Origin of the sequence: Sphingobium sp. CFD-1, assembly GCF_024611115.1 — a bacterium.
GTDB classification, from domain to species: domain Bacteria; phylum Pseudomonadota; class Alphaproteobacteria; order Sphingomonadales; family Sphingomonadaceae; genus Sphingobium; species Sphingobium baderi_A.
Genome location: NZ_CP084398.1, coordinates 1207411 through 1227319, shown reverse-complemented (window position 1 = coordinate 1227319; position 19909 = coordinate 1207411). Strand labels below are relative to the sequence as shown.

Here is a 19909-nt window from a genome sequence, read left to right as displayed (position 1 = left end):
ATGACGGAGTGCAAGGAAAAGGTGCGATATCGCATAGCCTGGATCACCGGAACGACGCTGACGCTGGCGGCCTGCGCCGCCGGCCCCGATTATCGCCCGCCTGAAACGGCGGGGCTCGGGCTTCCCGCCGCCTATAGTCAGGGCACGTCCGCCCCGGTCAGCGAGGCCGATCTGGCAAGCTGGTGGACCCAACTCAACGATCCCGCGCTCAGCCACCTGATCGATCAGGCGATCGCCGGAAATCTCGACATAGTGCAGGCGCAGGCACGGCTGCGGCAGGCGCGGGAATCGCTGCGGCAGGCCAATGCGTCCTTTCTGCCGCAAGTGAACGCGTCAGGCAGCGGCGGGCGCAATTACAGCAGCCAGGATGCGGGCGGACGGCTCGACAGCAGCGGCAATCCCATCGGCGGCGGAACGGGCAACTGGTCAAGCAGCTATTCCCTGCGCGCCAATGCAAGCTGGCAGATCGACCTGTTCGGCGAACTCTCGCGCTCGGCAGAAGCCGCTCGCGCCGATCTGGCCGCCTCCGGCTATGATCTTGCCAATGTGCGAATGACCATCATTTCCGAACTGGTCACCAACTATGTGCAGGCGCGGCTGGCGCAGGCGCAGCTTCAGGTGGCGCGGGAAACGCAGACCATCCAGCAGGATAATTACGACATCGCCAACTGGCGGTTGCAGGCAGGGCTTGTCTCCTCCCTCGACGAACAGCAGGCCAAGGCGCAACTGGCGCAGACCAGAGCATCCATCCCCCAGCTCGAGGCCAGTCTGAAAGGCAGCCTCAACCGCATCGCGGTCCTGACCGGACAAGCACCCGGCGAAGCGACGCGCACGCTTGAAGCCCCTTCCCCCATTCCGGCCGCCACGACACAGATCGCCACGGGCATTCCCGCCGACACGCTGCGTCAGCGGCCTGACGTGCGTTCGGCGGAGCGCGCTCTGGCGGCCGCCACTGCGCGGATCGGCGTGGCGCAGGCGCAGCTTTATCCCTCGTTGGGGATCAGCGGTAATATCGGCACCACCTCCAACGCGTTCAAAAACCTGTTCGATCTGGTGACGGGCGGCGTCTTTGCCAATGTCGCGCAGGTGATCTTCGATGGTGGCCGTCTTTCCTCACAACTCCGGTCGCAGAAAGCGGCCGCCGATGGCGCTTTTGCTTTCTATAAGCAAAGCGTGCTGACCGCGCTGGAGGATGTGGAAAACGCCATGGCGGCGCTCAGCAGCGCGCAAGCCCGCAAGACGGAGTTTGCCACCGCCTTCGAAGCATCGAACAACGCCGCGATCATGGCCCGCAGCCAATATCAGTCGGGACTGATCGATTTTCAGACGCTTTCCACCAGCGAATCCACGCTTTTGAACGCCCGCAACAGTCTTGCTTCCGCGCAAGCCGATGAAGTGCTCGCCATCGCCCAGCTCTATAATGCGCTGGGCGGCGGCTGGCAGAACATGGAAAACCGTCCCCCCAATGAGCAAAATCATGAGCAATGATGTGACGACGGATCAGGATCAGGATCTGAACGACTTCCTTGGCGCCAAGCCGGAAAAGCCGTGGCGCAAATGGGCGATCCGGGGTGGCATCGGCCTGGTATTGCTGATCGTGATCCTGCTGCTGGCGCGCTGCTTTTCAGGCGATGACAAGCCCGACTATGCGACCCGCGAGGTACGCAAGGGCGACCTGACCGTCACCGTTTCCGCCACCGGCAACCTCAAGCCGATCAATCAGGTGGATGTGGGTTCCGAACAATCTGGCAAGATCACGGCGGTCTATGTCGATGTGAATGATCGCGTGACAAAGGGCCAGAAACTGGCCGAACTCGATACGCGCCGTCTGGTCGACACCATCAACCAGAATCGCGCGCAGGTCGTTTCCTCGCAGGCGGGCGTGTCGCAGGCGCAGGCCCAACTCGCCCTCGCAAAAGCGACGCTGGACCGGCAACTGAACGTCTTCAAGCTGTCGGGCGGACGCGTCCCCGCCAAGACGGAACTGGATGCGGCCCGCGCCGATTACCAGTCCGCGCTCAGCAATCTCAATTCGGCGCAGGCGCAGGTCCGCGTATCGCAGGCCCAGCTTTCCACCGCGCAGACCAACCTGTCGATCGCGCAGATCGTTTCGCCCGTCACCGGCGTGGTGCTGTCGCGCGACATCGAACCGGGCCAGACGGTCGCAGCGTCCCTGAACGCACCCGTCCTGTTCACCATCGCCGAAGACCTTACCAAGATGGAGGTCGAGGTGTCGGTCGACGAGGCCGATGTCGGACAGGTGAAGGAAGGCCAGAGCGCGAATTTCTCGGTCGACGCCTTCCCCGGCCGCACCTTCCCGGCGAAGGTCACGCGGGTGAATGTCGGATCGAACAGCAGCAGTTCATCCTCATCCTCCACATCCAGCAGCACGACAAGCACCACCGCAGGCACGGTCGTCGCCTATACGGCGGTGCTTGCAGTCGACAATCAGGATGAAACGCTGCGCCCCGGCATGACGGCGACCGCTGATGTCGTGACGCAGGAACTGCATGACGTGCTGCTCGTTCCCAATGCCGCGCTGCGCTTCAAGCCCAGCACCGGCGCCAGCCAGGGCGGCGGCATCACCAGCCAGATCGTGCCCGGTCCGCGCCGTTTCCGCCGGGGCAACACCCGGCAGGTGAGCTTCGGCACAGGCAGCAGCCAGACCGTCTATGTCCAGGATGAGAATGGCGAGCCCAAGGCCGTGCAGGTCACGATCGGGGCAAGCGACGGTTCCCGCACCGCCATCATCGGGGGCGACCTGAAAGCCGGGATGCGGGTCATCACGGGTCAGCTTGCCGCCGGGCAGCAGCAGCCCGCCGAGGATCAAAGGGCCGATCAGGGCGATGGCGCGCGCAAGGCCGCGCCCCGCAACAAGGCGGCCGACGGGAGTCCCGCCACGATTGGAAAACTCGGCAATTCCGGCGATTCGCCGCCGGAAACGGCTCCGGTCAGCCCCTCCCCCGCCACGCCGCAAGGCCAGCGGAATGAACAACGAGGCACGAGCCGGGGCAACGGGACTTAACGGCATGACTCCGGATCGCACCGCCGCGCCGATCATTTCGCTGCGCGGCATCACCAAGGTTTTCGGCAGCGGCCCCACCGCGTTTCAGGCACTCAAAGGCATAGACCTCGATATAAGGCCAGGTGATTTTGTCGCCGTCATGGGACCGTCCGGCTCCGGCAAATCGACGACGATGAACATATTGGGCTGCCTTGACGTGCCGACGGCGGGAGAATTCCTGTTCAAGGGGCGACATGTCGAAACGCTTGACCGCGATCAGCGCGCATTGCTGCGCCGCCGCTATCTGGGCTTCGTGTTCCAGGGGTTCAACCTGCTTGCCCGCACCAACGCGCTGGAGAATGTGGAGCTGCCGCTGCTCTACCGGGGCGAGGACAAGAAAATGCGCTACGAAGCGGGCATGGCCGCGCTGGACAAGGTCGGCCTCAAGGAATGGTGGGACCACACGCCCGCTGAGCTTTCAGGAGGGCAGCAGCAACGCGTCGCCATAGCGCGCGCCATCGTGACCCAACCCGCTGTACTGCTCGCCGACGAACCGACCGGCAATCTCGATTCCGAACGGTCGGTGGAGATCATGGAGCTGCTGACCGACCTCAACCGCAACAGCGGCATCACGGTCATCATGGTCACCCATGAGCCGGACATGGCCGCCTTTGCCCACACCATCGTCCACTTCAAGGACGGGCTGGTCGAGGGGATTCAGGAAGGAGGGGCAGCCTGATGCTGGGCACCACCGTCATCCTCGCCCTTCGCGCAATCAACCGGCACAAGATGCGATCTTTCCTGACGACGCTCGGCATCATCATCGGCGTCGCGGCGGTCGTGACCATGGTGACGCTGGGCAATGGCGCCACCGCCGCCGTGCGCGAGCAGATCAGTTCGCTGGGCGCCAATGTGCTGCAACTGCGTCCCGGCCAGGGCTTCGGCCGCGGCGGTGGCGGTCCTCGCCCGCCCGATTTCAAGCCGCAGGATTTGACCGCCATCGAAAACCAGCTCACCGGCGTGCGCGCCGTCGCGCCGCTGGTGCAGTCGAGCGGCACGGGCATCTATGAAGGCAGCAACTGGTCCACCACCGTCTACGGCACCACCGCTGCCTATTTCGAGGTGCAAAGCTGGAAGGCCGATGCAGGCCGCCTGTTCATGCCGGATGAGGAAGAGGCCGGGAAACCCGTCTGCATCATCGGCAATACCGTCCGCACCAACCTGTTCCAGGGCAATGATCCCGTCGGCAAGCGGATGCGGATCAAGGGCGTTTCTTGCCAGGTCATCGGCGTGCTCGCCACGCGTGGCCAAGGCGGCTTTGGCGATCAGGACGATGTCGTCGTCATGCCGATCAAGTTCGTGCAGCGCCGCTTCACCGGCGACCGCGACATCAGCCAGATCATGATCGCGGTGGACGACGCCTATGACACCTCCGCCGTGCAGAGCAGCCTTGAGGAACTGATGCGCGAACGGCGCAAGATCAAGGCAGGGGCGGAGGATAATTTCAACGTCTTCGACACCAAGCAGATTTCGGACACGCTGACCGGCACCACCACCATCCTGACGCAGATCGTGGCGGCGGTGGCGGCTATTTCCCTGCTGGTCGGCGGCATCGGCATCATGAACATCATGCTGGTGTCCGTGACGGAGCGGACACGGGAAATCGGCATCCGCCTCGCTATCGGGGCGGTCGCGCGGGAAGTGTTGATGCAGTTTCTGGTGGAAGCGATCGTGCTATCCTGCCTGGGCGGCGTCATCGGCCTGTTCCTCGCCCTGATCGCATCCATCGCCATCGCGCCGTTGATGCAGGTGCCCTTCATCTTCGACGTGAAGGTAAACCTTATCGCCTTCCTCTTTTCAGCGGCGATCGGCGTTGTGTTCGGCTATTTCCCTGCCCGGCGCGCCGCCGCGCTCAATCCCATAGACGCGCTGCGCCACGAATAGGGGCGATATAGTTTCGACATTTGCAGGAAACGCCCCGGTGAACATTCCGGGGCGTTTCCCTTGCGCCTGTTTGCGGCGAAGACGCAAGCTATCCCGCAGATTTCGCGGACTTATGAACATCCATTCAGACTGGATCGCTTCCTGATACAATTTCCGACACAATCGCACTCCGCCCGGCACATGCTTGCGACAAGCCCATCCTAATTCTGTCTTCGACGCCACGGAACGGCGCCCGAGATCGAAGAAGGAGCAGTTACGATGATGAAGAAGTTCCTGATGGCCCTGGCCGCCACCACCATGATCGCCAGCCCGATGGTCACAGCACAGGCGCAGGCCGCCCCCCATCGCGAAGTCCACCGCGTCGTGAAGCAGGGTCCACACGGCCGCACCGTGGTTCGGCAAAAGACCGTCGTCCGCAAGAACGACTATCGCAACAACAACCGCCACTGGGCGAAGGGTCAGCGTTTCGACCGCCGCTATGCGAACAACTATCGGGTGGTCGACAACTACCGCAACTATCGCCTCTCCACTCCGCCGCGTGGTTATCACTGGGTGCGGTCGGGCAATGATGCGGTGCTGGTTGCGATCGCCAGCGGCATCATCGGCGCGGTGATCGGAGGCGCCCTGCGTTAATCAGCCTTCCGAGCGGCGGGAAGCGCCCCGGGGATTCTCCTCCCCGGGGCGCTTTTGCATATCACACCAATCCGGTCAGATAATAAACGGCGATGACGATGAACACGGTCAGCGTCTTGATGAGCGTCAGCGCGAATATGTCCTTATAAGCCTGCCGGTGGGTCAGGCCCGTCACCGCCAGCAAGGTGATGATCGCACCATTGTGCGGCAGGCTGTCCATCCCTCCCGACGCCATGGACGCCACCCGGTGCAGCACTTCACGCGGAATGCCCGCTGCATCGCCCGCCGCCATGAACTGGTCCGCCATCGCGGCCAGCGCGATGGAAAGTCCGCCGGAGGCCGATCCGGTAATCCCCGCCAGCGACGTGACCGTGATCGCTTCGTTGAGCAGCGGATTGGGCACCGATTTCAGCGCCTCCTTGACGATCAGGAAACCAGGCAGCGCAGCGATTACCGCGCCAAACCCATATTCAACCGCCGTATTCATACCCGCCAGCAGCGCGCCACCGACCGCCGCCTTCGACCCTTCGGCAAAACGCTTCGCCACGACAGGAAAGGCGAAGAGCAGGATTGTCGCTATGCCCAGCAGCAACGCGCCTTCCACCGCCCAAAGCGCCGCCATTTGCGCCACTTTGACCGTTACCGGTTCGGCCAGGCCAGCAAGCGGCACGCTGATTTCATCTCCGGCCCAGATGCGCGGGATCAATATGGTTAGCGCCAGATTGCCAAATCCCACCACCAGCAGTGGCAGCAGGGCGATAAGCGCGGGTGTTTTTACATCGTCAGCGACCGGTTCCGGCTCGTTGAGCAATGTTTCTGGCGCGCCATACCCCTCCCCGGCCGCCATGACCGACCGGCGGCGCCAGCCCAGATAGGCTAGCCCCATCCCCATGATGCAGGCCGATCCGATCAACCCCAGCACAGGCGCGGCCCAGGCAGTCGTGCCGAAGAAACTGGTAGGGATGATGTTCTGAATCTGCGGCGTGCCCGGCATGGCGTCCATGGTGAAGGTGATCGCGCCCAGGCCAATGGTCGCGGGCACCAACCGTTTGGGGATGTCCGCGCGCCGGAACATCTCCGCCGCGAAGGGGTAAACCGCAAACACCGCGACGAAAACCGAAACGCCGCCATAGGTCAACAGGGCCGTCACCAGCATGATGGCGGGAATCGCCCGCTCCGCCCCCACAAAGCCAATCACGGCCGTGACGATGGCGCGGGAAAAGCCCGAAATCTCGATCAGCTTGCCGAACAGCGCGCCCAGCAGGAAAACCGGGAAATACAGCTTAAGGAAACTGGCGACCTTCTCCATGAACAGGCCGGAAAAGACAGCGGGCACGGCGGACGGGTCCGTCAGGAACACCGCCAGCATCGCCAGCAGGGGCGCCATCAATATGACGCTCATCCCCCGATAGGCCGCCAGCATCAACAATATCAGCGACAGCGTCGCAATGCCGACAGCCATAGCCCCCTCCCTCTTCCTTGCTCTTCCGATCCGGCTATCTATGCCGTGCGGCGGCGCAAGCCAACTCCTCCTTGCCTTTCCCATGCATTTCCGTCATAGGCGCCGCTTCGCACGGGATAGGGGTGACTCGATCGCGTGCGGAAGAATGCTTGAGACGACAGCCGGAGGGGCGCTGCGCATGGGGCGCACGTCAGCGATCGGCCAACAGATGAGGCAATACCCATGGCTCTTTACGAGCATGTGTTCCTTGCGCGCCAGGATCTGGCACAGGCGCAGGTGGACGCGCTGGCGGAAACCGCCACCAAGATCGTCGAGGATATGCAGGGCAAGGTGACCAAGGTTGAAACCTGGGGCCTGCGTTCGCTCGCATACAAGATCGCCAAGAATCGCAAGGCGCATTACGTCATGCTCAACATCGACGCCCCTGCTGGCGTGGTCGCCGAGCTGGAGCGCCAGACCCAGATCAACGAAGACGTGATTCGCTATATGACCATCAAGGTCGATGAGCTGGAAACCGGCCCGTCGGTCATGATGCGCAAGCAAGAGCGTAGCGAACGCGGTGAGCGTGGCCCCCGCGGCGATCGTGGTCCGCGTCGCGACCGCGACGAAGCCCCGGCTGGCGAATAAGGAGATCTGAACAATGGCACGCCCGTTTTTCCGCCGCCGCAAGAGCTGCCCCTTCGCCGCCAAGGATGCGCCGAAGATCGATTACAAGGACGTTCGTCTGCTGCAGGGCTTCGTGTCCGAACGCGGCAAGATCGTTCCCAGCCGTATCACGGCGGTGTCCGCCAAGAAGCAGCGCGAACTGGCCCAGGCCATCAAGCGCGCCCGTCATCTGGGCCTGCTGCCCTACATCGTGAAGTGAGGGAGTAGAAATCATGGAAATCATTCTCCTCGAACGGATCGAGAAGCTGGGCGCGATCGGTGATGTCGTCACCGTGAAGGACGGTTACGCCCGTAACTACCTGCTGCCCAACAAGAAGGCGCTGCGTTCCAACAACGCCAACAAAAAGGTCTTCGAAGCCAACCGCGCGAAGATCGAGGCTGACAATGCCGCTCGCCGCACCGACGCCGAAAAGGCTGCCGAAGGCGTCAACGGCAAGCAGATCGTCCTCATTCGCCAGTCGTCCAACGCCGGCCATCTTTACGGTTCGGTCGCCGTCCGCGACGTGGTGGATGCACTGCATGCCGATGGCGTAAACAACGTCACCAAGGCGATGGTCGTGCTGGAACGTCCGATCAAGACGCTGGGCGTTTTCGACGTCAAGGTCGCGCTGCACCCGGAAGTGGCCGTCACCATTCAGGTGAACGTCGCCCGCTCGCCGGAAGAAGCCGATCTGCAGGCGCAGGGCGTAGACGTGATGGCTGACCTGTTCGAAAAGGACGAGGCAGGCTTCACCGAAGACTATGATCCGAACGCCGAACCGGGCGAAATCGCCACGGAAGCCGAAGAGGCTCCGGTCGAGGAAGCCTGAGCTTCCCGACGGGACAAAAAAGAAGCCGCCCTTCTCCGGGCGGCTTTTTTTATTGAATAGTTCACGCCTCCCGATCCTGGGATGGTTGCTTTCAGCCACAAGGTGACATTTCCTAACTGAGTGGGAATGTTTCCATCACTCGTCCAGACTTCCCTTCCGTAGTCATCCGCCTGCTTTCCTGCGCCGGGTTTCCCATCCTTTTTTCGCGGCGGCCGAGCGATCGGCCGCAGAACGCCGCGCCGATGCCCCACCGCCTTTGCGGCCGCCCTTGCGGGAAGCGGCATGGTTTTCGGGCTTGCCGCGTCCCGATCCGGATTTCTTGCCGCCGCCCGATTCGCTGTTCACCGTGGCCCATGCGCGCCGTTCGGCCTCCTTGTTGGATACGCCGCGCTTTTCATAGCCTTCCTCAATATGTTCGGCCTTGCGCTTCTGCTTGTCCGTGTAGCTGCTCTTGTCGCCCTGCGGCATCGTCATTCTCCTGCCAGCCCCAACCCCAGCGGAACCCGTGAGACGCGCATCGGTTCACATCGCTGCGACCGCGTCACAAAATGATCGGAACAGGAGCAGGGCAAGGACGTTCCCCCGTCATGGAGCAACGCGCCCTCATCGAACGCCTGGCCCGTCATCTTTCCGCCGATCAGCCGGACCGATGGACGGACCGCGTGGAAGATGCGGCCAGCATCCTCGCCATCCTCAAGGAACCGGACGCCGCCATGATGGAAGCGGGTGCTGGCGAGATCTGGCGCTCCATGATTGAGGCGGCCTTGCGTCAACGCTGGCAAGCAGCACCGACAAGAGAAAAAGCCCATCCAGAACTGCCTGCCGGGGCGGATGAAGAAGGCGAACTTACGCTATCGGAGAAGGCCGTTGGCGGCGATCCGGCGGATTGGATTCACCTTCAAAAATCGCGGGAGAAATGACCATGAAATCATTGTTGAAGCTGGCTTTCCTGACGGGCATCGGAACGGTGGCCTGGAAAGGCTGGCGGGATTGGAAAGCGAAACGGGGTCGCGACGATCGGGGCGGTGCCGGATCGTCAGGTATCATCCGGGACGCCGGCCCGGCCGAACAACATGTAAATGCCGAAGATTGGGATCTGGTGGACGAACAATCCGACGAATCCTTCCCCGCGAGCGATCCGCCCGCCAATTTCCGTGGGGTGGCCTGAGGCAGCGTTGCGGCGTTGCTCCTTTCCCCACACCCTTCTATGACCGCGAAGCAGGGAAGCTGATTGCCAGCTTCCCACAGGGGAAAGCTGAAAATTCATGCCCTCGGGTCTGATCGCGCTGCTGGATGATGTAGCGGGCATAGCGAAACTGGCGGCAACGTCGCTGGATGATGTCGCGGCGGCGGCGGGAAAGGCCGGAACCAAGGCCGCCGGGGTCGTGATCGACGATACGGCGGTGACGCCTCGCTATGTCATGGGGCTGACCCCGGATCGCGAACTTCCGATCATATGGAAGATCGCCAAGGGCTCGCTGCGTAACAAGCTGCTTTTTCTTCTTCCAGCCGCCCTTGTGCTCAGCGCGCTGGCCCCTTGGCTACTCCCTCCGCTTCTCATGCTGGGCGGCGCATTTCTCTGTTTCGAAGCGACCGAAAAGCTGGTCGAGGCGTTGCGGGGCGATCATGATCTGGCTGAGGAAGCGCTCGCGACGCATAGTTCGCAGGAACTGGAAGACCAGAAAGTTTCCGGAGCCATCCGCACCGATTTCATCCTTTCGGGAGAAATCATGGCCATCGCGCTCGGAACGGTCGCTACCGAACCGCTGTGGGAGCAGGCCATCATCCTGCTGGTCGTGGCCGTCCTGATAACGGCAGGCGTTTATGGCGTCGTCGGTTTCATCGTGAAAATGGATGATATCGGCCTGCATCTGGCGCAACGGACTTCCGCCCTTGCGCGGATGCTGGGACGTGGGCTGGTCTTGGCCATGCCGGTCCTCATGAAGATATTGAGCGTCGTCGGCACCGCCGCGATGCTTTGGGTGGGTGGTGGCCTGATCGTGCATGGCCTTCATGAATTCCACTGGGATCTGATCCCTGGCGCCATTCAACGCATGGCTGAAAGCGCCGCCCTCGCTCTTCCCGCCATGGGCGCTGTGATCGAATGGGTAGTCAGCGCGATCGGGTCTGGCATCGTGGGACTGGCGATTGGCGCTATCATCGTCGCGCTGCTCCATCTTCTCCCCGCAAAGCACTGAAGCCCTGGCGATGAATCTGGCATGGCGTTATGAAACGCGGGCTTTGCTGACGCTTGCCCTGCCCATGATAGCGGGCAACATCGCCTGGTCCGCGATTGCCGCCACCGACCTGCTGCTGCTCGGCTGGCTGGGGACCGATGCGGTCGCTGCGGGCGCACTTGCCATCAACCTGTTCGCCGCCATGCTGATTTTCGGCATGGGACTGGTGACGGCCGCCGCACCACTGATCGCCGAGGAACGCGGACGCCGCCGCCATTCGGTGCGGGATGTTCGACGCACCGTTCATCAGACATTGCGCGCCGCCCTGATTTTCGCCGTGCCGGCCTGGGTCATCCTCTGGCAGTGCGAAGGCATCCTGCGGGCCATGGGGCAGGATGCCTCTCTCGCCCAGAAGGCAGGCGAGTTGATGCATGGCCTGCAATGGGCGCTTTTGCCATTTCTCGGCTTTTCGACGCTCAGGAATTTCATTTCAGCACTCGAACGGCCAATATGGGCCGTCATCATCATGCTGTGCGCGATTCCGTTCAATATTCTGATGGGCTGGGTCCTCATCTTCGGCCATCTCGGATTGCCTGCCATGGGCATATTGGGCGCGGGCCTGGCGAGCACCTTCTCCTCCTCCTTCCTGTTCTTCGCCCTGCTGTTCGTTATCTTGCGCGACCGGGGTTTCCGCCGTTACCGGCTGCTTGGCCATTTCTGGAAGAGGGACAAGGAACGGCTTCGCGCAATATGGCGGCTGGGATTACCGATAGCGGTGATGCTGGGGCTGGAAAGCGCCGTATTCAACGCCTCGGCGCTGCTGATGGGCCTTCTTGGCCGGGAAACGCTGGCAGCTCATGCCGTCGCCATCCAGATCGCGTCCCTGCTGTTCATGGTGCCGATGGGCATGGGACAGGCGGCAACCGTGCGAGTGGGCCTCGCCCATGGTCGCAGGGACAAAGCGGCGATCGCCCGGTCCGGCTGGCTTTCATTGATGATCGGCGTCGGTTTCGCATTCATCGCGGCTGCGCTACTGGTCAGCTTCCCGCGATCGCTGATAGCCATTTTCCTCGACGTTCAGGATCCCGCCAATAGTCGGACCATCGCCCTTGCCGTCACGTTTCTGGGTGTTGCGGCCCTGTTCCAGCTCGTCGACGCGACACAGGCCGTTGGAGCAGGCGTGCTGCGTGGTATTCGGGACACGAAGATTCCCATGGTCTTCGCGCTGATCGGCTATTGGATCATCGGTATCGGCGTGGGCGCATTCCTTGCCTTTCCCCTTCGCCTGGGCGGCCTTGGCATCTGGATCGGTCTTGCGAGCGGGCTCAGCGTCGTAGCGGTTTTGCTGGTGATTCGCTGGACAAGGCGCGAAAAACTGGGCCTTCTTTCCCATTAGCGAAAGCGATGGAGTGATAAATCACGATTTCCCGCGACCCAATGACGCAGCGCACAAAACAATTGAAGACACCCGGACGAATCGGTAATGCTCAGCGGCATCATGCAAGCGCCGACTAACATCTTTGAAGCCATAGCCCTGCAGAAATGCCTGATCGCGACCTATAACAAGATGGTCGTGAAGCTGGCGCCGCACATCCTCTATACCCGCCATGATGAAATGTTCATCGACGCGGTGACGATCGAACGGGATGGCAGGTCTCCGCGGGAATTGAAGCTGGGCACGTTCAAATTGTCGGGCCTGGGCAATATCGGCGTAGTCGATGAGCCGTTTGAAGCCATGCATGGCCTTTATGATGAAACGGACGACAAATATAAGGGCGTGACCCTGTTCGCTGTCCAATCCGAAAACGCGACGGCCTGATCCGCCGGAGGCTATTTCTTCAGGCGGTAGCCCGTCCTGAATATCCATCCCACAATCGCAATGCACAGCACCAGCATCGCCCCGATGAACGCGATGCTGAATTCGATCCCCACATCGCCCTTGCCAAAAAAGGTCCAGCGAAAGCCGGAGATCAGATAGACGATCGGGTTGAACAGCGTAATCGTTCGCCACGGCTCGCCCAGCATGTGGATGGAATAAAAAGCGCCACCCAGAAAGGTCATCGGCATGATGAGCAGCATGGGAATGACCTGTAACTGCTCGAAACTCTGCGCCCATATGCCCAGAATGAAACCGAACAGGCAGAAACTGATCGCTATAAGAACCATGAAAGCGACCATGGCGAAGGGGTGCGCGATGGGTAGATCGACGAACAGATGCGCCGTCGCGAAGATGATGATGCCGACGATGAAGGCCTTCGTCGCCGCCGCCCCCACATAGGCGGTCACGGTTTCCGTCGCTGAAACCGGCGCGGACAGCAGTTCATAGATGGTGCCGGTGAATTTCGGCATGTATATCCCGAAACTGGCATTGAAAATGCTTTCCGTGAACATGGACATCATGATGAGGCCCGGCACGATGAAGGCGGCATAGGGAATGCCGTCGATTTCCGTCATGCGCGAACCGATTGCACCGCCGAAGACTACGAAATAGAGCGATGTCGTGATGACCGGCACCAGAAGCCCGGTCAGAAGCGTGCGCCGGAATCTGTGCAGCTCGAATTTGTAGATCGCCCATATGGCGCGCAGATTGGGGCCGCTCACGCCGCCTTCTCCTGATGCACCAGGCTAACGAAAATATCCTCCAGGCTGCTCTGCTGCGTGTTGAGGTCCTTGTAGGCTATGCCAAGATCGCCGAGCTTGCGAAGCAGGGAAGACACACCCGTGCGCTCGACCCGCGTGTCGAACAGATATTCCATTTCGCTCCCCTCGGCCTTCAGGGATACGCTCCATTCAGCCAGTTCGTCCGGCACCTTCGCAAGCGGTTCCGCGAGGGTGATCGTCAGCGTCTTTTTCCCGAGTTTCCGCATTAGGGCGACCTTATCCTCGACAAGCACCAGTTCGCCCTTGTTGATGACGCCCACGCGATCCGCCATCTCCTCGGCTTCCTCGATATAATGGGTGGTCAGGATGATGGTGACGCCCATCTGGCGGAGTTCCCCGATCAGTTTCCACATGTCACGCCGCAATTCCACGTCCACGCCCGCCGTCGGCTCATCCAGGAACAGGACGCGCGGTTCATGGCTGAGCGCCTTGGCGATCATGACGCGACGCTTCATGCCCCCCGACAACTCCAATATCCTGTTGTGCCGCTTTTCCCACAAGGACAGGTCGCGCAGCACCTTTTCGATATAGACGTCATTGCGTGGTTTTCCGAACAGGCCGCGGGAAAAGGCGACCGTGTCCAAAACGCGCTCAAACTGGTCGGTGGACAATTCCTGCGGCACAAGACCGATGGCGGACCTAGCGCCGCGATAGTCACGGATAATGTCATGACCCGCGACCGATACAGAACCGCCGCTAGGCCGCACATTGCCGCAGACTATCGAGATCAGGGTCGTTTTCCCCGCGCCATTGGGGCCCAGTAGCGCGAAAATCTCACCCTCTTCGATCGAAAGATCCACGCCCTTGAGCGCCTGAAAGCCCGACGCATAGCTTTTCGTCAGGCCGGAAATAGTGATGATCGATGCCATGTGCGGCAAGGCCCCTTTCGCTTTGCCGGGAACATAGGCGCTTGGCCCCGCCAGACAAGCGTTCGCTCACTCTCCCCGGCGGAAAAACCGAAACACCGTCGCGGGAGGAAAATTCCTGACCGTCTGCCCAACCCGAACGACATCCAGGTCCAGCATATCGAGAATGTCCCGATTGACTGGTGGGCGCATGGCATAGGTGAACTGGATGAAACAGCCCCCTGGACGCAACATGCGGAAGGCTTCGGTCAATATGTCCACATGCATGGCGCGATCCATGGCCAGCAGTGGCAGCCCGCTGATGACCGTCTGATATTCGCCCGGTTCTCCAGCAGCGACGGTCGACACGACCTGAGCGGGGGTTTCCAAAATCTCCACATGGGGGAAGTGCCGCCGCAATCCTCTCGCGAATGCCGGGTTGATTTCCACTACTTCCAGCTTTTCCGTCGGGAGGCCGGTTTCCAATATGGCCCGCGTAAAGACGCCCGTGCCCCCGCCCAATTCCAGCACGCGGCCATCTGTAGGGTCGATATGCGACACCATCAGACGCGCCAGATAACGACTGCTCGGAACGACAGACGCCGTCTGGCGCGGCTTTTTCAACCAGGCGCCGAGGAAATCCAGATATTCGGATGCACGGGTGCGAAATTCGCTCTGGGGCATGGCGATCGCCCGACTGCGCTTTGACTTATGCTGCATGGGCGAAATGCGACCGCTCCGTTTCCGTTGCGAGCCCTCTTAACCGTGAGATAAAGCCGCGTCGATTCTGTTTCGGCATGGCCCCAGTCAATTAACCATTCCACGGGCCAAAGCGATCAGCCCGCCACCATCTACAGATCGTGGCGGGCCGAATGTGAATCAACGCCCCTTCCAAACGCCGGGACGTTTCTCGACAAAAGCAGCCATGCCTTCCTTCTTGTCTTCCGTCGCGGTCAGTATCTGGAAAAAGCGGCGCTCGGTCAGCAATCCCTGCGCCAGACCCGTTTCAAACGCGACGTTGATCATTTCCTTGTTCACCATGGCTGCCATGGGGGGCATGGACGCAATGGTGGTCGCTGTTTTCAAGGCATCGTCGAGCAAGTCCGCCGCCGGCACGATCCGCGCGACCAGGCCGGAACGCTCCGCCTCCTGCGCGTCCATCATGCGGCCGGTCAGGCACATTTCCATCGCCTTGGCCTTGCCCACCGCGCGCGTCAGGCGCTGCGACCCGCCCATGCCCGGCGCAACGCCCAGCTTGATTTCGGGCTGGCCGAATTTGGCCGTGTCGGCGGCAATGATGAAGTCGGCCATCATCGCCAGCTCACAGCCACCGCCCAAGGCGAAGCCGGCCACGGCGGCAATCCATGGCTTGCGCGTCGCCACTACCTTTGACTGCCAGCCTGAAAAGAAATCTTCCAGGAAGAAATCCGCCGCAGGCTTGTCCGCCATTTCCTTGATGTCGGCGCCTGCCGCGAAGGCTTTTTCGCTGCCAGTCACGACCGCGCAATGTTGGGACGGATCGGCATCGAAAGCCGCAAAGGCCGCTCCGAGGTCGGCAAGCACCTGGGTGTTGAGCGCATTCAGCGCCTGCGGACGGTTCAGGGTGATGAGCGTCACCGCGTCCCGCTGTTCCACTAAAATCGTTTCATAAGCCATTGCTGTCTCCTTCGATCTGCCCACAGCGCGAAAGCGCCCACCATGCCCCGCGCTCTAGGCGGGCTCTTTTCCCATCACCACCAAAAAATCCCTGCAAAGCCGCAAATCTTAACGGTACAAATGCATGAAATCCCGGTCATAGCTCCGCATATGCGCGCCGGCATCGACATAAAGGGTCTGCCCCGTCACGACAGTCGCCCGCGCCAGATACAGAACCGCTTCGGCGATCTGTTCGGGCTGCGGCAGGCTGTCCAGCGGCATCAGGCTCTTCAGTTGCTCCATCTGCGTTTCATTATAATCCGGCGTCGGAATGGTCAGCCCCGGCGCCACCGCGTTCACCCTGATCCGGGGCGCCAGATTGTTGGCGCTCAATCGGGTCAGGCCCGCCAATGCCAGTTTGGAAAGCGTATAGGCCAGTTGATCTTCATGCGGATGATCGATCCTCTGATCGAGTATGTTGACGATACATCGATCGCCCGTCCCTGCGGGAACCATGGCAAAGGCCTTGGTCAGCAAGGTCGGAGCCGCGCAATTGACGGCATAATGTCGCATCAGATCATCGGCCGTGACGTCGCCCAGCCGGTCCTGCCCGAACAGCGCCGCACCATTCACCAGCACATCGGGCGGACGGCCAAAGCGTTCCGCGACCTGCGCGATCAGTTCCTCGGCACTTTCGGGATCGGAGAAATCGACGACGAAGCCTTCCCATTCCGTCCCGTTCTCCTCCAGTGCCAGGGCAAGATGGGAGTCGAGCCGGGTATCGTGGCTGCCATGGATGGCGAGCGAAAATCCCGCTCCGGCGAACGCGGCGGCGATATGGGCGCCCAACCTGCGATGCCCGCCTGTGACCAGTGCAAGCCGCTTCCCGGCGAGAGGGGCCGCGCCCCCTTCACCTTCGCGCCGCGCACGTCCCAGCGGACGATAGGATGCGTCCCGTCCACTCACGAGCCGATGAGCTTCAGCACTTCCTCGCGACTCTTTTCATCATCGCGGAATACACCAAGCATACGGCTGGTCTTCATGATGACGTTGGGCGTTCGCACGCCACGGCCCGTCATGCATCCGTGCGTCGCTTCGATCACCACGGCTACGCCCTGAGGCTTCAGATTTTCCCAGATGCAATTGGCGACTTCGGACGTCAGCCGTTCCTGCACCTGCAAGCGATGGGCAAAGGCGTGCAGGACCCGTGCAAGCTTCGATATGCCCACGACATAATCGCCGGGCAGATAGGCGATATGCGCCCTTCCGATGATCGGCGCCATATGATGTTCGCAATGCGACTGGAAGGGAATGTCCTTGAGCAGCACGACATCGTCATAACCGCCGACTTCATGAAAAATGCGGGATAGATGATAGGCCGGATCGTCTCCATAGCCGCGGCAATATTCCCGCCAAGCACGGGCCACGCGCTCGGGCGTTTCTATCAGCCCTTCCCGCTCCGGATTGTCACCAGACCATCTGATCAGGGTGCGGATCGCATCGGACACCTCGATCGGCACGGGCTCTTTCGAGGATTCCCCAACGGATTCCGCATCGGGATCATATATCATGATAAAGACCGCTCCTTGGTTTCGGCCCTGCATATGGCGTCTCGTACTCGCGAAGGCCAGCCCTTTCGGGCAAGCTGGACACCGGATCGCTTCAGTGGCAAATCCGGGAGTTCAAGGAGCGTGATCGAGCATATGCCATCCATTGCGGCCTTCCATGCGAACTGAACGCATCGCGGCCGTGCTGTTAGCGGCGGGCACTTCCTCCCGCTTTGGCAAGGAAGACAAGCTGATGGCCGACCTGCGCGGCAAACCAGTCGTCCAGCATGTGCTGGAAACAGTCGCTTCCATGGCCTTTGGCGAATTGATCGCGGTGACTCGCCCCCTCGGGCAGGCGCCGGTCATCCATCGCAAGCTTGAGAGGCGCGGATACACCATTCTCGTCAATGAACAGCCCGAAGAGGGCATTTCCAGCAGCATCGTGCGCGCGGTCGAATATGTCATGCCGATCCGGCGTATCCGCGGCATACTCATATGCCTGGCCGACATGCCGGACGTGCCGCAGACCCATTATAACCGCATATGCATGGCCGCGATCGACATCCGGTCCGTCGTCGCCAGCACCGATGGCTTTTCCCCCTCCCCGCCTGCCTTCATCGGCCGGAAACATTTTGGGGAATTGCTGACGTTGCGCGGCGATCAGGGGGCACGCGCGCTGCTGAGCCACGGGGTGCAGATTGAAACCCACGGCAATCTGTTGCGCGACATCGATACGCCAGAGGATCTGATGGCTTGGCAACCCGCGACGGACGGGCCTGATTAACTCGACCGGGTGGGGTCGGTCATCGGATCGCCCATTTCACGCGGATCGGGCGCGCGGCTGAGCGGTAGCGAACCCGTCTGCCGCTCCAGCATGCGATGAACGGTGGGCGGGTTGGGTCCGCTATGCAGCGCATGTATCGCCTCGCTATTGGCCTGATCGGCGAAGGTGCGGCGTTGGTTGTGCCGAACATAATCGAGCCAGGTGGGCACATGATAGCGTTCGATCCACAATTCCGGGTCGCCCAGATCGCGCATCAACGACCATCCATGCGCGCCGTCCCGCCGCCTGATCCGGCGGCGTTCGCTCATCGCTGTAAGAAACGGCACGATCGAACCAGGCGGAATGCGATATTCGATCGTCACCACCACAGGCCCGCTCCGCGCTTCCACCGGCACCGCCGTTTCAGGTTCGCGCCAGAGATTCTGAAGGTCGAGATTGTCCTCGCTCGTTTGCGGCAACGGGCGGACCAACCCAATCAGCATGACGGCGAATTGCGCGGCCGCGGCGGCATGGAGCGCGAGGACAACGCCGTGCCCTTCGGCGACGGTTCCGAATATCCATGCGCCAACCGCCATGCCGCCGAAAACCACCATCTGGTAAAAGGCAACGGCGCGCGCCACCACCCAGCGTGGTGCGGACATCTGCACCGACACGTTGAAAGTGGCGAGCACCACCACCCAGCCCGCACCGGCCACCAGATAACCCAGGATGGCAAGCGGCAACCAGGCGCTCAACCCCATGATGGCTGTACCGACAGCGAGGGAGAATGTCCCGATCTGCACGATCCGCTCTATGGAATAGCGCACGCGCAGGCGGCTAGTGCTCAACGCGCCGCCTACCGCGCCAATACCGAAGCCGCCGCTGAGCAAACCGAAGGTGAGCGCGCCGCCGCCCAACACATCGCGAGCGACAAGCGGCATGAGGGCCGATACGGCGCTAGCGCCAAATCCGAAAGCCAGCGCACGGACAAGCACAAGCTTTATATTGGGCGACATCGCCACATAGCGCACGCCGGCCCGCATCGCCACGCCCAGACGCTCACGCGGGAGTAGTTGCGGCGCTCTTTCCGGTTTCCAGCGGGCCAGAACGAAGATCAACGGGATATAGCTGACAGCGTTAGTCAGAAATGCAGCGGCCGCGCCAGCCGCGGCGACGATGACGCCGCCCAAGGCCGGACCCATACTGCGTGCCAGGTTGAACCCCATGCTGTTGAGGCTCACCGCGCTAGGCAGGACCGAACGCGGCACCATGTCGCCCACCGACGCCTGCCATGCCGGGCCGTTCACCGCCGTGGCGCAACCGATCAAAAAGGTCAGGCCCAGCAATATCCACGGAGTCAGCATGGCTTGCCACGCGGCAATGGCGAGAACGGCCGAGACGACCAGCATGAAGCACTGGCAGGCCAGCATCACCTTGCGCCGTTCCAGATTGTCCGCAACCGCCCCGGCCCAAAGCGACAGCAGCATGATCGGGAGCGTCGTTGCGGCGGGAACCAGCGCCACCATCATCGAAGAGCCGGAAAGCGAGGTCATCATCCACGCCGCGCCGACCGACTGGATGAGACCGCCGAAGTTCGAGGAAAGGCTGGCCAGCCAGATGGCGCGGAAAATGGGAATGGAAAGGGGCGACGGCGCGGTGGGGGAATCAGCCTCGGACACATCAACGGTGAAGCCGAAAATGGCGGAGGCGTCAAACCGGCGAATCACGGGAAACCAAGAGGGAGATGAAGAAGGGAACGGGGT

General features: G+C 61.6%; 23 protein-coding genes. 14 read left to right on the top strand and 9 right to left on the bottom strand.

The annotated features are described in order from the left end of the window. The 5 genes from LDB26_RS06390 (at position 1) to LDB26_RS06370 (ending at position 5581) form a co-directional block, all read left to right on the top strand. On the top strand, positions 1-1488 hold the full coding sequence (locus tag LDB26_RS06390; RefSeq protein WP_062064823.1) for an efflux transporter outer membrane subunit: 1488 nt from the start codon (positions 1-3) through the stop codon (positions 1486-1488). Next, on the top strand, positions 1478-3025 hold the full coding sequence (locus LDB26_RS06385; protein WP_257541184.1) for an efflux RND transporter periplasmic adaptor subunit: 1548 nt from the start codon (positions 1478-1480) through the stop codon (positions 3023-3025). Before LDB26_RS06390 ends, LDB26_RS06385 begins: the two co-directional genes overlap by 11 nt. Positions 3026-3029: 4 nt before the next feature. Further along, on the top strand, positions 3030-3743 hold the full coding sequence (locus LDB26_RS06380; protein WP_257541182.1) for an ABC transporter ATP-binding protein: 714 nt from the start codon (positions 3030-3032) through the stop codon (positions 3741-3743). Next, positions 3743-4948: an ABC transporter permease gene (locus LDB26_RS06375; RefSeq protein WP_062064819.1), complete on the top strand. Its 1206-nt coding sequence runs from the start codon at positions 3743-3745 to the stop codon at positions 4946-4948. Before LDB26_RS06380 ends, LDB26_RS06375 begins: the two co-directional genes overlap by 1 nt. Before the next feature lie 258 nt (positions 4949-5206). Then, positions 5207-5581, top strand: coding sequence for an RcnB family protein (locus tag LDB26_RS06370; protein ID WP_257541180.1), 375 nt, complete (start codon positions 5207-5209; stop codon positions 5579-5581). Between the two features lie 61 nt (positions 5582-5642). On the opposite strand, the gene LDB26_RS06365 is transcribed toward LDB26_RS06370, so the two are convergent. Then, positions 5643-7043: a GntP family permease gene (locus LDB26_RS06365; RefSeq protein WP_257541176.1), complete on the bottom strand. Its 1401-nt coding sequence runs from the start codon at positions 7041-7043 to the stop codon at positions 5643-5645. 222 nt (positions 7044-7265) lie between these two features. Between LDB26_RS06365 and rpsF the strand changes: the two genes are divergently transcribed. From rpsF to rplI, 3 genes are read left to right on the top strand one after another with little or no spacing between them, the layout of a single operon-like run. Next, positions 7266-7670: a 30S ribosomal protein S6 gene (gene rpsF, locus LDB26_RS06360; RefSeq protein ID WP_257541174.1), complete on the top strand. Its 405-nt coding sequence runs from the start codon at positions 7266-7268 to the stop codon at positions 7668-7670. Positions 7671-7683: 13 nt separating this feature from the next. Then, positions 7684-7908, top strand: a complete 225-nt coding sequence (gene rpsR, locus LDB26_RS06355) for a 30S ribosomal protein S18 (RefSeq protein ID WP_004212076.1) — start codon at positions 7684-7686, stop codon at positions 7906-7908. 13 nt (positions 7909-7921) lie between these two features. After that, complete coding sequence (gene rplI / locus LDB26_RS06350; RefSeq protein WP_257541172.1) at positions 7922-8518, top strand: 50S ribosomal protein L9; 597 nt, start codon at positions 7922-7924, stop codon at positions 8516-8518. Between the two features lie 162 nt (positions 8519-8680). On the opposite strand, the gene LDB26_RS06345 is transcribed toward rplI, so the two are convergent. Next, entirely contained in the window at positions 8681-8986 is a 306-nt protein-coding gene (locus LDB26_RS06345; protein WP_062064809.1) for a hypothetical protein, read from the bottom strand. A 194-nt stretch (positions 8987-9180) separates the two neighbouring features. On the opposite strand from LDB26_RS06345, the gene LDB26_RS06340 reads away from it, so the two are divergent. The 5 genes from LDB26_RS06340 to LDB26_RS06320 all read left to right on the top strand — a co-directional run bounded on the left by LDB26_RS06340 (position 9181) and on the right by LDB26_RS06320 (position 12514). Next, on the top strand, positions 9181-9438 hold the full coding sequence (locus tag LDB26_RS06340; protein WP_306812054.1) for a hypothetical protein: 258 nt from the start codon (positions 9181-9183) through the stop codon (positions 9436-9438). 2 nt (positions 9439-9440) lie between these two features. Next, positions 9441-9686, top strand: coding sequence for a hypothetical protein (locus LDB26_RS06335; RefSeq protein WP_062064805.1), 246 nt, complete (start codon positions 9441-9443; stop codon positions 9684-9686). A gap of 97 nt (positions 9687-9783) precedes the next feature. Further along, positions 9784-10716 carry a DUF808 domain-containing protein gene (locus LDB26_RS06330; protein ID WP_062064802.1) on the top strand — a complete coding sequence of 311 codons (933 nt, stop codon included), beginning with the start codon at positions 9784-9786 and terminating at the stop codon, positions 10714-10716. Between the two features lie 10 nt (positions 10717-10726). Beyond that, positions 10727-12091 (top strand): MATE family efflux transporter, encoded by a 1365-nt coding sequence (locus LDB26_RS06325; protein WP_257541168.1) that lies wholly within the window; start codon positions 10727-10729, stop codon positions 12089-12091. Between the two features lie 102 nt (positions 12092-12193). Continuing rightward, a complete protein-coding gene (locus LDB26_RS06320) occupies positions 12194-12514 on the top strand; it encodes a hypothetical protein (protein ID WP_062068717.1) in 321 nt (106 codons plus the stop codon). An 11-nt stretch (positions 12515-12525) separates the two neighbouring features. On the opposite strand, the gene LDB26_RS06315 is transcribed toward LDB26_RS06320, so the two are convergent. The 6 genes from LDB26_RS06315 to folE form a co-directional block, all read right to left on the bottom strand. Continuing rightward, positions 12526-13296 carry an ABC transporter permease gene (locus LDB26_RS06315; RefSeq protein ID WP_062064797.1) on the bottom strand — a complete coding sequence of 257 codons (771 nt, stop codon included), beginning with the start codon at positions 13294-13296 and terminating at the stop codon, positions 12526-12528. Further along, entirely contained in the window at positions 13293-14225 is a 933-nt protein-coding gene (locus LDB26_RS06310; protein WP_257541166.1) for an ABC transporter ATP-binding protein, read from the bottom strand. Before LDB26_RS06310 ends, LDB26_RS06315 begins: the two co-directional genes overlap by 4 nt. Before the next feature lie 66 nt (positions 14226-14291). Continuing rightward, positions 14292-14921 carry a class I SAM-dependent methyltransferase gene (locus LDB26_RS06305; protein ID WP_257541164.1) on the bottom strand — a complete coding sequence of 210 codons (630 nt, stop codon included), beginning with the start codon at positions 14919-14921 and terminating at the stop codon, positions 14292-14294. A gap of 159 nt (positions 14922-15080) precedes the next feature. Then, positions 15081-15857: an enoyl-CoA hydratase gene (locus LDB26_RS06300; RefSeq protein ID WP_062064791.1), complete on the bottom strand. Its 777-nt coding sequence runs from the start codon at positions 15855-15857 to the stop codon at positions 15081-15083. 108 nt (positions 15858-15965) lie between these two features. After that, positions 15966-16802: an SDR family oxidoreductase gene (locus LDB26_RS06295; RefSeq protein WP_062064789.1), complete on the bottom strand. Its 837-nt coding sequence runs from the start codon at positions 16800-16802 to the stop codon at positions 15966-15968. Beyond that, a complete protein-coding gene (folE, locus tag LDB26_RS06290) occupies positions 16799-17407 on the bottom strand; it encodes a GTP cyclohydrolase I FolE (protein ID WP_257541162.1) in 609 nt (202 codons plus the stop codon). The genes LDB26_RS06295 and folE overlap by 4 nt, the downstream gene beginning before the upstream one ends. Positions 17408-17561: 154 nt before the next feature. Between folE and LDB26_RS06285 the strand changes: the two genes are divergently transcribed. Continuing rightward, positions 17562-18167: a nucleotidyltransferase family protein gene (locus LDB26_RS06285; RefSeq protein WP_257541160.1), complete on the top strand. Its 606-nt coding sequence runs from the start codon at positions 17562-17564 to the stop codon at positions 18165-18167. Here LDB26_RS06285 and LDB26_RS06280 read toward each other — a convergent pair. Continuing rightward, the gene (locus LDB26_RS06280; RefSeq protein WP_257541993.1) at positions 18164-19825 is read right to left on the bottom strand and encodes an MFS transporter; all 1662 of its coding nucleotides are present in this window, start codon (positions 19823-19825) and stop codon (positions 18164-18166) included. The genes LDB26_RS06285 and LDB26_RS06280 overlap by 4 nt on opposite strands. Between the last annotated feature and the right edge of the window lie 84 nt (positions 19826-19909).

Coding starts and splice junctions, on each gene's coding strand:
- LDB26_RS06380 (WP_257541182.1), top strand. CDS start 3,030: ATGACTCCGGATCGCACCGCCGCGCCGATCATTTCGCTGCGCGGCATC.
- LDB26_RS06325 (WP_257541168.1), top strand. CDS start 10,727: ATGAATCTGGCATGGCGTTATGAAACGCGGGCTTTGCTGACGCTTGCC.
- LDB26_RS06390 (WP_062064823.1), top strand. CDS start 1: ATGACGGAGTGCAAGGAAAAGGTGCGATATCGCATAGCCTGGATCACC.
- LDB26_RS06335 (WP_062064805.1), top strand. CDS start 9,441: ATGAAATCATTGTTGAAGCTGGCTTTCCTGACGGGCATCGGAACGGTG.
- LDB26_RS06345 (WP_062064809.1), bottom strand. CDS start 8,986: ATGCCGCAGGGCGACAAGAGCAGCTACACGGACAAGCAGAAGCGCAAG.
- LDB26_RS06285 (WP_257541160.1), top strand. CDS start 17,562: ATGCGAACTGAACGCATCGCGGCCGTGCTGTTAGCGGCGGGCACTTCC.
- LDB26_RS06385 (WP_257541184.1), top strand. CDS start 1,478: ATGAGCAATGATGTGACGACGGATCAGGATCAGGATCTGAACGACTTC.
- LDB26_RS06330 (WP_062064802.1), top strand. CDS start 9,784: ATGCCCTCGGGTCTGATCGCGCTGCTGGATGATGTAGCGGGCATAGCG.
- LDB26_RS06320 (WP_062068717.1), top strand. CDS start 12,194: ATGCAAGCGCCGACTAACATCTTTGAAGCCATAGCCCTGCAGAAATGC.
- rpsR (WP_004212076.1), top strand. CDS start 7,684: ATGGCACGCCCGTTTTTCCGCCGCCGCAAGAGCTGCCCCTTCGCCGCC.
- LDB26_RS06375 (WP_062064819.1), top strand. CDS start 3,743: ATGCTGGGCACCACCGTCATCCTCGCCCTTCGCGCAATCAACCGGCAC.
- LDB26_RS06310 (WP_257541166.1), bottom strand. CDS start 14,225: ATGGCATCGATCATCACTATTTCCGGCCTGACGAAAAGCTATGCGTCG.
- LDB26_RS06305 (WP_257541164.1), bottom strand. CDS start 14,921: ATGCAGCATAAGTCAAAGCGCAGTCGGGCGATCGCCATGCCCCAGAGC.
- LDB26_RS06300 (WP_062064791.1), bottom strand. CDS start 15,857: ATGGCTTATGAAACGATTTTAGTGGAACAGCGGGACGCGGTGACGCTC.
- folE (WP_257541162.1), bottom strand. CDS start 17,407: ATGATATATGATCCCGATGCGGAATCCGTTGGGGAATCCTCGAAAGAG.
- LDB26_RS06370 (WP_257541180.1), top strand. CDS start 5,207: ATGATGAAGAAGTTCCTGATGGCCCTGGCCGCCACCACCATGATCGCC.
- rpsF (WP_257541174.1), top strand. CDS start 7,266: ATGGCTCTTTACGAGCATGTGTTCCTTGCGCGCCAGGATCTGGCACAG.
- rplI (WP_257541172.1), top strand. CDS start 7,922: ATGGAAATCATTCTCCTCGAACGGATCGAGAAGCTGGGCGCGATCGGT.
- LDB26_RS06365 (WP_257541176.1), bottom strand. CDS start 7,043: ATGGCTGTCGGCATTGCGACGCTGTCGCTGATATTGTTGATGCTGGCG.